The sequence below is a fragment of the Paraburkholderia sp. GAS32 genome (assembly GCF_050434225.1).
GTDB classification, from domain to species: domain Bacteria; phylum Pseudomonadota; class Gammaproteobacteria; order Burkholderiales; family Burkholderiaceae; genus Paraburkholderia; species Paraburkholderia madseniana.
On record NZ_JBNPVS010000005.1, the window covers coordinates 365,678 to 377,626 of the forward strand.

Annotated in this window: 9 protein-coding genes and 1 pseudogene; 7 read left to right on the forward strand and 3 right to left on the reverse strand. The window is 60.7% G+C overall.

Annotated features, from left to right (window positions below):
- Nucleotides 1–34: 34 nt before the first annotated feature.
- The 3 genes from P3T25_RS09150 to P3T25_RS09160 all read left to right on the forward strand — a co-directional run bounded on the left by P3T25_RS09150 (nt 35) and on the right by P3T25_RS09160 (nt 1,674).
- Nucleotides 35–709: a type IV pili methyl-accepting chemotaxis transducer N-terminal domain-containing protein gene (locus tag P3T25_RS09150; protein ID WP_429357931.1), complete on the forward strand. Its 675-nt coding sequence runs from the start codon at nt 35–37 to the stop codon at nt 707–709.
- A 127-nt stretch (nt 710–836) separates the two neighbouring features.
- Nucleotides 837–1,322 carry an SRPBCC family protein gene (locus P3T25_RS09155; protein ID WP_429357932.1) on the forward strand — a complete coding sequence of 162 codons (486 nt, stop codon included), beginning with the start codon at nt 837–839 and terminating at the stop codon, nt 1,320–1,322.
- 34 nt (nt 1,323–1,356) lie between these two features.
- On the forward strand, nt 1,357–1,674 hold the full coding sequence (locus P3T25_RS09160) for an ArsR/SmtB family transcription factor (RefSeq protein ID WP_429357933.1): 318 nt from the start codon (nt 1,357–1,359) through the stop codon (nt 1,672–1,674).
- Between the two features lie 126 nt (nt 1,675–1,800).
- On the opposite strand, the gene P3T25_RS09165 is transcribed toward P3T25_RS09160, so the two are convergent.
- Nucleotides 1,801–2,958, reverse strand: a complete 1,158-nt coding sequence (locus tag P3T25_RS09165) for a porin (RefSeq protein ID WP_233468737.1) — start codon at nt 2,956–2,958, stop codon at nt 1,801–1,803.
- Between the two features lie 283 nt (nt 2,959–3,241).
- Here P3T25_RS09165 and aldA point away from each other — a divergent pair, with 283 nt between their 5' ends.
- The 4 genes from aldA (at nt 3,242) to P3T25_RS09185 (ending at nt 9,132) form a co-directional block, all read left to right on the forward strand.
- The gene (gene aldA, locus P3T25_RS09170) at nt 3,242–4,666 is read left to right on the forward strand and encodes an aldehyde dehydrogenase (RefSeq protein ID WP_429357934.1); all 1,425 of its coding nucleotides are present in this window, start codon (nt 3,242–3,244) and stop codon (nt 4,664–4,666) included.
- Between the two features lie 159 nt (nt 4,667–4,825).
- On the forward strand, nt 4,826–6,148 hold the full coding sequence (locus P3T25_RS09175; RefSeq protein WP_429357935.1) for an MFS transporter: 1,323 nt from the start codon (nt 4,826–4,828) through the stop codon (nt 6,146–6,148).
- A complete protein-coding gene (locus tag P3T25_RS09180; protein WP_429357936.1) occupies nt 6,149–7,366 on the forward strand; it encodes a mandelate racemase/muconate lactonizing enzyme family protein in 1,218 nt (405 codons plus the stop codon).
- Nucleotides 7,367–7,470: 104 nt separating this feature from the next.
- Nucleotides 7,471–9,132: a GMC family oxidoreductase gene (locus tag P3T25_RS09185; RefSeq protein WP_429357937.1), complete on the forward strand. Its 1,662-nt coding sequence runs from the start codon at nt 7,471–7,473 to the stop codon at nt 9,130–9,132.
- Between the two features lie 11 nt (nt 9,133–9,143).
- On the opposite strand, the gene P3T25_RS09190 is transcribed toward P3T25_RS09185, so the two are convergent.
- Both P3T25_RS09190 and styD read right to left on the reverse strand, forming a co-directional pair.
- Nucleotides 9,144–10,079, reverse strand: a complete 936-nt coding sequence (locus tag P3T25_RS09190) for a LysR substrate-binding domain-containing protein (RefSeq protein WP_154559302.1) — start codon at nt 10,077–10,079, stop codon at nt 9,144–9,146.
- A gap of 147 nt (nt 10,080–10,226) precedes the next feature.
- Nucleotides 10,227–11,707: pseudogene (gene styD, locus P3T25_RS09195) on the reverse strand (phenylacetaldehyde dehydrogenase StyD).
- Nucleotides 11,708–11,949 lie beyond the last annotated feature (242 nt).

Consider the following 11,949-nt stretch of genomic DNA (forward strand, 5'->3'; position numbering starts at 1 on the left):
CGAGAAGAGGTCAATCGAATCATAAGCAGATGACATGAGCATCACGAAAGATCGGGTTCAAGCACCGCCGTCCGAAGCGGACGTCTCCAGCGAGGTATTGAGCTCGTTGATCAACATGGCGGGCCGTCAACGGATGCTGTCGCAGCGCATCGCGTTGCAGTCGATGTTGGCGTTTCAACAGTTCGACGGTGCGATGGTGATCGCGCGGGAGACCTTGCGTACGTTTTCAGACAGCCACACGGCGCTGGTGCAAGGCCGCGACGGCTTGCCCGGACTGTTCTCGCCGGCGTTGCGCGAAGCTTTTCACGGCAGCGGGAACGTTGCGAAGAAGATCACGGACTTTATCGCGCTGGCCTCGGTGGCGTTGGAAGCGATCGAACGCGGCTCGCCGCGCGCCAATGAAGCACTGAACGCGTTGATCGGTTCCGTCGATCCGTTGCTGACGCATCTGCACACCGTGACCGCTGTCTACGAGCAGGAAAGCCGGCGCATTGCGCGGGCGCAGAAGAAGGGCCAGCAGGATCTCATCGAGCGGATCAAAGCGATCGCAAAGGAAGCACATATTGTCTCGTTCAACGGCCAGATCGTGGCGAGCCGCTCGAATGTGACTGGCCGGGAGTTCGCCGTGATAGCGGGCGTGATGACTTCCATCACCAAGGAACTTGAGGCTGTGGTGACCGCGTTTGTGCAGAAGACTTCGGCGGGATAAGCAAACGCCTGTGGCGACCTGTTTGGCTGTCCCTCAGTGGAAAAGCAGGGTGCCACCTGAGAATATGCAGGCAGATACTTGCATGTCGTCGGTTGCGAGCCTAATATGCAGTCAGGAGGCTGCATATATGACAATCTCATCTGACACACCCAACAACGCGTCGACTGACCGCATCGAAAAACAGATCCTGCTGAAGGCGCCGCGCTCGCGAGTGTGGCGCGCGGTGTCCAACGCTGAGGAATTCGGCAAATGGTTTTGCGTAGATTTCAGCGGCAAACAGTTTGTCGCCGGACAATCCGTGCAAGGCAACATCACCTATCCGGGTTATGAGCATCTGGTCATGGACGCGCTGGTTGAGCGCATCGAGCCGGAACATCATCTGTCGTTTCGCTGGCATCCGGCCGCGGTCGATGTGTCGGTCGACTACTCGCCCGAGCCCACCACGCTGGTCGTATTCGAGTTGAGCGAGGTCGATTCGGGCACGTTGCTGCGGGTGGTCGAATCGGGTTTCGATCAAATTCCCGCCGCACGTCGCGAGGAAGCGTTCCGCATGAATAGCGGCGGGTGGGAAGAGCAGTTGATCAACATCGAAAAGCATGTAGCCAAGGGATAAGCCGCCTGTGGGCAATGCGCGAGTGAAGGCGGCTATGCTGCGAAGTTCTGCGCAGATTTTTGCGGCGCTCGGCGACGAAACGCGACTGCGTCTGATCGCCGTGTTGTGCGCGGGCAGTGCGATGTCGATCGCGCAGTTGACCGCCGGCACGGAGATTACGCGGCAGTCGGTCACGCAGCATTTGCAGGTGCTTGCCAATGCGGGCCTCGTGCGCGACGTCAAGGTGGGCCGTGAACGCTTGTGGGCGTTCGAGCCGGCGCACCTCGAAGAAGCGCGGCGAGCGCTCGAAGCGATCTCGCAGCAGTGGGATCACGCGTTGCTGAGGTTGAAGGCGGCGGTGGAGGGGGATTGATGCCGTTGGCGGTCGCCCGCGTTCAGAAAATCAGAATGTATACGGAACGTGAACATCGCCAAAAATTGAACACCTGTGGCCTGGAGCCGCTCACAGCGCGGCTCCAGCGCAGCAATCCCCTAACCCTCAGAACTTGTGCCGCAGCGCGAGCCGCACAGCCACCTGATTCCCCGTCGACGACGGCGCCTGCACACCCGGAATGAACGCGTTGTCGAGAATCGAATTGGTCGAGTCGCCAGCGACCTTCTGATACTCACCCTGCACATAAACGTCCGTGCGTTTGGACAGGTTGTAATCCGCCATCACACCGACCGAGTGAATCTTCGGCTTCACGTTGCCAGTCGACGCATCGTAGTTCTCCATCGTGTACACATACTGCGCGCCGATAAAGAAGGCCGGCGTGAACTGGTATTTGCCGTTCACTTCGAAGTTCTGGTACTTCAGCGTATTCAGGCTGACACCCGATGCCGCCAACGGGATGCCGATATAGCCGTTGCCGGTCGGGTCCTTATAGTTGGAGTTGGTGTAAGCAAAACCGGCGGTCGCCGAACCGAACGTGTAGTTGATGCCGGCGCCGAACACCCGCATGCGTCCGGCGATGAAGCTCGCGTCGTTCGCGGTGATCGCGCCGGTCGAGCCTGCGCCCGGATTGTTCGCCTGCAGGTACGCGGCTGCAATCAGCAGGCCGCCGTTCGCGTACTGGCCACCGAAGCTATAGGCGCGGTTGTTCGCGAAGTTCGTGTCGTTGCTGAAGCTGTACACGCCGCCGAACTGGAAGCCCGCGATTTCCGGGCTCGCGTACTTCACGCTGTTGCCGAGACGGAACGAGTTGTCCGTATTGTCGTTGTCGTACGGATGCGCAAACAGGTAGCCGGCCCAGTTGCCGTTGGCGGTGGTTTGCGCGAGGTAGTCGACCACCGAGTCGTACTGGCGCCCGAGCGTGACCGTGCCGAACCGGTTGTCGCTCAAGCCCACATAGGCCTGGCGGCCGAACATGCGGCCGCCCTGGTTAAGCCGCCCCGAGCTTACGTCGAAGCCGTTTTCCAGTTGAAACACGGCCTTCATGCCGCCGCCCAGATCTTCCGAACCCTTCATGCCCCAGCGGCTGCCTTGCGCATAGCCGCTCGCCATTTCCCAGACCGCGCCGCGCCCGGCGTTGTTGGTGTAATCAATGCCTTCATCGAGCACGCCGTACAGGGTCACGCTGCTTTGCGCGAAGGCGGACGGGGCCGCCAGCGAGGTGAGTGCCGTGAAGGCGGCGGTGGCGATGACATTCTTTTTCATTGTGAACTCCAGACGTTGGTAATGAGTGACCCCAGTGGTTCGAAACGGGGTTCGACCGCTTGCAAAGGCCGCTGCTTTTGGCAAAGCCCGGATTCTGCTATTCGGGATGGGATTCGCGTATGAGGCACATCCCTGGATAAACGTGATTTTTTCGAATGTTTGTCCCGCGAATTATTCGCTTGTGGCGCGCCGTGCCGGAGAGAAAAATTCCGTTCACGCACCTTTGGCATGAAGGCGATAGCCGAAGGCAATGCACCACCGCACCAGGTTTTCAGGAGACGACATGCGACTCGGTCGGAATTTTGCTAACGGCTGCTTTATCGACGCGGCAAGCGACGAGCTCATCGCCGTCACCAACCCCGCCACCGAAGCCGTGATTGCCCACGTCACGGGCGCCACCGAAGCCGAGGCTATCGCCGCAGTCGACGCCGCAGCCGCCGCCCAGAAGGGCTGGCGCAAGCTGCCTTCGGCCGAGCGCGCGGTCTATCTGCACAAGCTCGCCGACGCGCTCACCGAATGCGCGCCTGCCATTGGCGCGGCGCTCGCGCTGGAGTCGGGCAAGAGCGTCGCCGACGCCACCAGCGAAGCGATCTACGCCGGCCAGATCACCCGCTACCACGCCGAATGGGCGCGCCGCATCGAAGGCGAGGTGATTCCGAGCGACACGCCCGACGAAAACCTCGTGCTGCATCGCGAGCCGATCGGCGTGGTCGCGTGTCTGATCCCATTCAATTACCCGGTCTATACGTTCATGCGCAAGGTGGCGCCCGCGCTGATCGCCGGCAATACCGTGGTGGTGCGCCCGAGCAACAACACGCCGACATCGGCGTTCGAGATCGCAAGAGCGGTTGAGAAGGCAGGGTTGCCGGCCGGCGTCGTGAACATTCTCGCGATGAATCACGCAACCGCCGAAGCGCTTTGCACGCATCCGAAGGTCGGCATGATCACGCTGACCGGCAGCGTCGGCGCGGGCCGCAAGGTGCTCGAATACTGCAAGACGAACATCGCCAAGCCGTCGCTCGAACTGGGCGGCAAGACGCCCGCGATCATCGAGGCAGATGCCGATCTGGAGAAGGCCGCGCGCGATCTGGTCGCATCCAAAACCACTCACTGCGGGCAGCTTTGCACGGCGATCGAACGCGTCTACGTGCAGGAAACCGTGCATGACCGTTTCGTCGCGCTGCTGAAGAAGCACATGAGCGCGGTGGAAAGCGGCGATCGCAGCGAACAGCCGTCGCTGATGGGGCCGCTTGTCAACGACGCGTCGCGCCAGTCGATTCACGGCATGGTCGAACGCGCGCTCGCCGCGGGCGCCACGCTCGAAACCGGCGGCAGGCTGCCGCAAGGCAAGGGCTTCTTCTATCCGGCCACGTTGCTGTCGAACTGCCGTCAGAACATGGAAATCATCCAGGAAGAAACCTTCGGTCCGATCATGCCGGTCGTCAAATACCGCACGCTCGACGAAGCGCTGGAAATGGCCAACGACCATCAGTTTGGTTTGTCGTCGGTGCTCTATACCGAGAACTACCGCAGTGCGATGAAGGTCGCCAACGGCATCGAGGCAGGCGAGTTGTATGTGAACCGTACGCCGGCCGATCCGTATCAAGGTTTCCATGCGGGCTGGAAACGCTCGGGTCTCGGCGGCGACGACGGCAAGCACGGCATGCTCGAATTCACGCAGACCCGTCTCGTAGTCATGAAGTACTAAAGCTGAAAAGCTGAAACCGGCGCGTGCCGTGCGATTCGGAGTAGACGGCACGCGTCGCCTTGAAACCCGCAGAAACGCAGCAAGTCCGCTGCACTTATAAAAATATTTGAAGACCCGGCGGCCCGGTGAACCGGCGCTGTGTCTTCCAGGAGCGCTCACGTGTCATCTCAGCCCGTTCAAACCACCGCTGCGCTCGCCTCAAGCGCCGCGGAAACCGCATTGCAAGCCAACAAGGCTCAACGCTACATCCAGCTCATGTTGCTGGTCTTGGCGGCCGGCGCGATTTACCCGATTCTGTATCTGCGGCAGGTCTATCAGCCGACGATGCTCGAAGTGTTCCACATCACCGATAGTCAACTCGGCTATCTGTATTCGTCGCTCGGCACGATCTTTCTGCTGAGTTACTTGCCGAGCGGCTGGCTCGCCGACCGGATCGCGCCGCGCCTCCTGATCTGCTTCTCGCTGATCGCAACCGGCGTGCTCGGCCTGTGGTATTCGACCGCACCGTCGTTCCAGATGTTGATGCTGATCTTCGGCGGTTGGGGTTTGACGACTGGATTGACCTTCTGGGCCGCCGTCATCAAACGCGTGACGATGATCGCCGGCACGCACGAGCAGGGCCGTTTCTTCGGTTTGCTCGACGGCGGACGCGGCCTGATCGAAGCGATGCTCGCGACCATCGCGATCACGCTGTTCGCGTGGTTCACGCAGACCAGGGGTGAGCCGGTTGCGGCTGGTTTCAAGCTGGTCGTCTACATGTACGCGTTTCTGTGCATCGCACTTGGCGTGGTGCTTGCGCTTGTTAAAGATAAGCAAGGCGCTAAAGACGCCGCCGCCAACCGTGCCACGAAGAAACGCAGCAACGTGCTGGTCGATCTGAAAACGCTCGCGTCGATTCCTGAGTTGTGGCTGGTCGCGGCTATCGTGTTCTGCGGTTACCAGGTGTTCTGGGCTACTTACAGCTTCTCCGCGTATCTGCATGAAGGCGAGATCGGCTTGACGGTGGTGATGGCCGGCACGATCACTACGCTCAAGCTGTGGATGCGTCCGATCGGCGGCATCGGCGGCGGTTTTCTCGGCGACCGTTATTCGAAGGTCTCAGTGCTGGTGATCGCGCTCTTCCTCGCTGCATTGTCGCTGCTGGGTCTGATGGCGGCGCCGCGTATCTCGAGCCATGTGCTGCTGGTGTTCCTCGTGTTGTTCATCGGTATCCTGACTTACGCGATTCGCGGGCTGTACTGGTCGCTCCTGGATCGCTGCAATATCCCGGTCGAAACGATGGGCCTCGCCATCGGCCTGATCTCCGTACTCGGTTATTCGCCCGACGTGTTCCTGCCGTTGATCAACGGCTATCTGACGCAGAACTTCCCGGGCGTCTTCGGTTACCAGCTTTACTTCGGCTATGTGGCAGGAATGGCGGCGCTCGGCGGCTTCGCCGGCCTGGCGCTGAGAAACATGCTTAACAAAAAAGGGGTTGCGTAAATGAAAGTCGTCTCGCTCGAAACGCATATCGTCGCCGTACCGCCGCCGCACGTGGGCGGCATGTACTGGATCTTCGTCAAGCTCAAGACCGATTGCGGTATTGAAGGCGTCGGCGAAATCTATTCGGCGACGTTCCATCCGAAAGCGATGACCCACATCATCGACGATGTATTCGGCCGCTATCTGCTCGATAAGGATCCGCACCATATCGAACGGCTCTGGCGCGAAGCGTATTCGAGCGGCTTCACGCAACGCCCCGATCTCACGATGATGGGCGTGGTGAGCGGGCTGGAAATGGCGTGCTGGGACATTATCGGCAAGGCGGCGAACAAGCCGGTGTATGAACTGCTCGGCGGCATGGTGAACCAGCGTCTGCGCTCGTACACCTATCTGTATCCGAAGAACAGCCGCGGCGAATACGACTACGACGATCCCGATCTCGCTGCCGAATGTGCGGTTGAAAACGTCAAGCGTGGTTTCACCGCGGTGAAGTTCGATCCGGCAGGTCCGTACACGGCGTATTCGGGTCACCAGTTGTCGATGGAAGTGCTCGACCGCTGCGAGACCTTCTGCCGCCGCGTGCGTGAAGCCGTCGGCAGCAAGGCCGATCTGCTGTTCGGCACGCATGGGCAGATGGTGCCGTCGTCGGCAATCCGGCTCGCCAAGCGCTTCGAGAAATACGATCCGTTGTGGTTCGAAGAACCGGTGCCGCCGGGACAGGAAGGCGCGATGGCGCAGGTCGCGCAGCACACGAGCATTCCGATTGCGGCGGGCGAGCGCCTGACCACCAAGTATGAATTCTTCAAGCTGCTCGAAGCGGGCGCGGCGTCGATTCTGCAACTGAACGTGGCGCGTGTGGGCGGCCTGCTCGAAGCGAAGAAAGTCGCGGCGATCGCCGAGGTGTATTACGCGCAGATCGCGCCACATCTATACAACGGTCCGATCGGCGCGGCCGCCAGCATTCAGCTCGCAGCCTGCACGCCGAACTTCCTGATTCAGGAAAGCATCGGCACGTGGGATGGTTTCCATGCGGCCGTATTGAAGAAGCCGATTCAATGGGAAGACGGCTACATCATTCCGTCGCAGGAACCGGGCTTGGGCGTGGAGTTGAACATGGACGTCGTTCGGCAGCACACGCCGTACACCGGGGAGCGTCTGCATCTGCAGATGGCAGCACAACCTGCCGACGTGAAGGATCTCGCGCCGGCCAAGGGTTGAGGCCGGGCTGAAGCTGCCGGGTTTCAAGCCGTGGGTTTCAGGCTGCCGGGTTTCAAGCTGTTTTACGCATTCAATGGATTGGGCGCCGCTTGGCGACATAGAGCATGAACTACGATTACATCATCGTCGGCGCGGGTTCGGCGGGCTGCATTCTCGCCAATCGCCTTTCGGCGTCGGGCCAATATTCGGTGCTGCTGCTCGAAGCGGGCGGCAAGGACAGCTCGTTCTGGTTCAAGATCCCGGTGGGTTTCACCAAGACGTACTACAACGAAACCTATAACTGGATGTACTACAGCGAGCCCGAAAAGGAACTCGACAACCGGCCGATCTATTGCCCGCGCGGCAAGGTGCAGGGCGGTTCCGGCTCGATCAACGCGATGATCTACGTGCGCGGCCAGCCGCATGATTTCGACGACTGGGCTGCGGCGGGCAATCAGGGCTGGGCGTTTCGCGACGTGCTGCCGTATTTCCGCAAGCTCGAATCGCATCCGCTCGGCAACACGGAGTATCACGGCGCGGACGGCCCGATCCGTATCTCGCCGATGAAAGATGCAGTTCATCCGATCTGCCACGTGTTCCTGAAAGGCTGCGACCAGGCCGGCTACAAGCGCAGCGACGACTTCAACGGTGAACGATTCGAAGGCGCGGGCATCTACGACGTGAATACGCGCAACGGGCAGCGTTCGTCGAGCAGCTTCGAATATCTGCATCCGGTGCTGACGCGCAAGAACCTGACGGTCGAGCGAGACGTGCTCGCGAGCCGCGTGCTATTCGACGGCAACCAGCGGGCAATTGGTGTGAGCGTGACGCAGAATGGTGCCACGCGGCAGTTCATGGCGAACCGCGAGGTGATCCTGTCGGCGGGCGCGGTCGATTCGCCCAAGCTGCTGCAACTCTCAGGCGTAGGCGACAGCGCATTGCTGGCGAAGCATCGCATCGTGATGGTCAAGGAACTGCCCGCTGTGGGGCAGAATCTGCAGGACCATCTGTGCGTGAGCTTCTACTATCGCGCGAACGTGAAGACGTTGAATGACGAAATGCGCCCGTTGCTCGGCAAGCTCAAGCTCGGCCTGCAGTATCTGCTGACGCGCAAGGGGCCGCTCGCGATGAGCGTGAACCAGTCGGGCGGGTTCTTCAAGGGCAACGATCAGGAAGTGCAGCCGAATCTGCAGTTGTACTTCAATCCGCTGTCGTACCGGATTCCGAAGAGCAACAAGGCGAATCTCGAACCCGAGCCGTATTCGGGCTTCCTGCTGGCATTCAACCCGTGCCGGCCGACGAGCCGTGGTTCGATCGAGATCGCGTCGAACCGTGCCGAAGACGCCGCGAAAATCCGCATCAACGCGTTGACCACGGAGAAAGACATCGACGAAGTGATCCAGGGTTGCGAACTGGTGCGCAAAGTGATGGCTTCGCCGGCGTTGAAGGAGATCACGGTAGAGGAAATCTCGCCGGGACCGCAGGTGAATACGCGCGAAGGCTTCCTGCAGTATTTCCGCGAGCAATCGGGTTCGATCTATCACCTGTGCGGCTCGTGCGCGATGGGCGACGACCCGCGCACCTCGGTGGTCGATGCGCGGTTGCGGGTGCACGGCATTACCGGCTTGCGCGTGGTCGATGCGTCGATCTTCCCGAACATCACATCGGGCAACATCAATGCGCCGACGATGATGGTCGCGGAGAAGGGCGCCGAGATGATCCTCATGGACGCTGCCGTCGAAGCTGCCTTTAAACCCGAAGCGGCGGAGCTCGCTGCGGCCGCCTGACTTCGCCCGGCTCAATCCGCTTCGCCCAACTGCGCCGACTCCGACGAATCGAGCGCGCGCTCGGTCAACCAGATCTCCTGCTGCAGCCAGTCGCGGAACAGCGCGACGTGCGGCAGCTCGTCCTGTTCCGCACGCGTGACGAGCCAATACGACTGATGTCCGTCGACGTGCACGTTCAGCACCTGTACGAGTTGGCCTTCCGCGAGTTCGCGCCCGATCATGTGACGATCGGCGATGGTCACGCCGAGCCCGTCGATAGCGGCCTGGATCGCGTGATCGAGCAGATCGAATTCGTAGCCGCCGCGGGTGTCGACGTTCTCGATGCCGGCGGCCTTCAACCAATGCTGCCAGGTCAGATAGCGCTGATCGGCGCTCGCGAGCACGTGCAGCAGCGTGAACTGATTCAGATCGATGGCCGCGCGGCCTGCCTCGCGCGCGAGCAACGCGGGGGCGCAGACGGCGATGTGCCGTTCGTTCATCAGCAAGCGGTTGTCCACGCCTTCCCACTCGCCGTTGCCGAAGCGGATGGCGCAGTCGAGCACGCCCGATTCGGCGAGATTGTCGTCGATGCGGGTCGACAGGCTGAGTTCGAGATGCGGATGCGCGTCGCGCAGACGTCCGAGACGCGGCATCAGCCAGCGGCTCGTGAAGGTGGGTGGCGCGTTGATACGCAGACGGTTGCGATGGGTTTTCTCCTGCAAGCTGCGAACCGTGAGCTCGATCCGGTCGAATGATTGTTGCAGTGCTTGCAGGAGAATGCGGCCGGCGGCCGAGAGTTCGAGGTGGTGATGGTGACGCTGGAGCAAGGTCTCGCCGAGTTGGGCTTCCAGTTGCCGGACTTGCCGGCTGACCGCGCTTTGCGTCACGTTCAGCAGTTCCGCTGCGCGCGTGAAGCTGCCCGTGCGGCCGGCGACTTCGAAGGCTTTCAGCGCGTTCAGCGCGGGCATTTTGCGTTTCAAGATTGGGCACCCAAGGGTAGGCTGACGCGCAGCGGCGCGGGTGCCTGGTATTTTACTGTGTTGCCCTCGAGGTGTTACAGGTCTGCACGTCTTGCGGCGACGATGTGTTCGTGCCGCAAGACGTGCAGCGACCGGTCAATACGCGATGCAGACCGACTTGCTTTCCGTATATAAGCATCCACAATGGCCTTGCCGTGCTCACGTCCGATCCCCGACGCCTTGAACCCGCCGAACGGCATGGCGGGATCGACCATGTTGTGCGTGTTGACCCAAACGGTCCCCGCTTCGATGCCGTCAACCAGCCGCAGCGCCTTGTCGAGCTGATTCGTCCACACACTCGCGCCAAGACCATATTCCGATGCGTTGGCCTGAATCAGGACCTCATCGATATCGTCATAAGGCATCGCCACCAGCACCGGTCCGAAAACCTCCTCCCTGACCACGGAAAGCGGCTTGCATGCGCGATTGGCAATGACCGGCGGGCGGACAAAGAAGCCATCCGCATCAACGGCCGCGTCACGTGACAGGATCTCGCCGCCTTCCTGGCGGCCTTGCGCGATCATTCCCATGACCTTGTCGCGGTGCCGTGCGGAAACCATCGGGCCCATCTGCGTAGCCGCATCGAAACCGGAACCTAATGCGATTCCATCGGCCACGGCGGCGATACCTTCCACCACTTCGTCGTAAATCGAGCGCGCAACGTACAGGCGGGAACCCGCGGTACAGACCTGCCCGTGGTTGAAGAAAATCGCGCCGGCGGCGCCTTCGATCGCTTTCTTCGGGTCGCAGTCGTCCAGTACGATCACGGGGCTCTTGCCGCCCAGTTCCAGCGATGCGCGTTTCAGATCGCCTGCGCATTGGCGGCCGATGATGCGGCCCACTTCTGTTGATCCCGTGAAGGTGACTTTGTTCACGAGCGGATGCTTGACTAGCGCTGCGCCGGCGGTTTCGCCGCGGCCTGTGACGACGTTGAATACGCCCGGAGGGAAGCCGGCTTCATAGGCCAGTTCGGCCAGGCGGATTGCTGTTAAAGGCGTTTCTTCCGCTGGTTTCAGCACGACGGTGCAACCGCATGCGAGGGCTGGGGCGATCTTCCAGACCGCCATCAGGAGCGGGAAATTCCACGGCACGATTGCGGCGACTACGCCTGCTGGGACGCGTTTTGTTGAGGCGTTGTAGCGGGTGCCGGGTGGGAAGGGGATCGACACGTCGAAGGTGGTGCCCTCGATTTTGGTGGCCCAGCCGGCCATGTAGCGGAGCCATTGGACGCTGCCTGAGACTTCCAGCATCTTGGAGAAGGCTATTAGTTTTCCCTGGTTTAGGGTTTCTAATGTGGCTAGTTCGTCAGTGTGTTGTTCTACCAGGTCGGCTAGTTTTAGCATCAGACGTTCACGAGCGGCTGGCGGCATTCTGCGCCAGGTGTCTGACTCGAAGGCTGCTTTTGAGGTTTTGACCGCGTGGTCGATGTCGGTTTCTGATGCGTCTGGGAGGTGGGCTAGTTCTTCGCCTGTCGATGGGTTGTAGATGGGGAAGGTTTTGCCTGCGGCGCTTGGGGTTTTTTCGCCGTTGATGAACATTGTGGTTGGCAGCTTTGCTGGGGTTTTCTGTTCGGGCATCATTTGTCTCCGACGGGGCGATGGTGGTGGTGCTATTCGGTTGTCGCTTTGTTTGCTTGCCTGGGGCTTTGGCCTTTCCTTGAATTGCTAGTGGTCTATTAGCGTTGCCCCTGTGCGGGGCGGCACCTACTTTTCTTTGCATGCCGCGTAACTATTCAGCGCTTGTAAACTGCCACCAGGCTGTGCATAGTGAAGGACATGACGAAGATGCCCGATTTCAAGGACCTGACGCACGAACAGAA

Excerpts from the sequence above, each read along its gene's own strand:
- P3T25_RS09150 (WP_429357931.1), top strand. The coding sequence starts at position 35 with ATGAGCATCACGAAAGATCGGGTTCAAGCACCGCCGTCCGAAGCGGAC.
- P3T25_RS09155 (WP_429357932.1), top strand. The coding sequence starts at position 837 with ATGACAATCTCATCTGACACACCCAACAACGCGTCGACTGACCGCATC.
- P3T25_RS09160 (WP_429357933.1), top strand. The coding sequence starts at position 1,357 with ATGCTGCGAAGTTCTGCGCAGATTTTTGCGGCGCTCGGCGACGAAACG.
- P3T25_RS09165 (WP_233468737.1), bottom strand. The coding sequence starts at position 2,958 with ATGAAAAAGAATGTCATCGCCACCGCCGCCTTCACGGCACTCACCTCG.
- aldA (WP_429357934.1), top strand. The coding sequence starts at position 3,242 with ATGCGACTCGGTCGGAATTTTGCTAACGGCTGCTTTATCGACGCGGCA.
- P3T25_RS09180 (WP_429357936.1), top strand. The coding sequence starts at position 6,149 with ATGAAAGTCGTCTCGCTCGAAACGCATATCGTCGCCGTACCGCCGCCG.
- P3T25_RS09185 (WP_429357937.1), top strand. The coding sequence starts at position 7,471 with ATGAACTACGATTACATCATCGTCGGCGCGGGTTCGGCGGGCTGCATT.
- P3T25_RS09190 (WP_154559302.1), bottom strand. The coding sequence starts at position 10,079 with ATGCCCGCGCTGAACGCGCTGAAAGCCTTCGAAGTCGCCGGCCGCACG.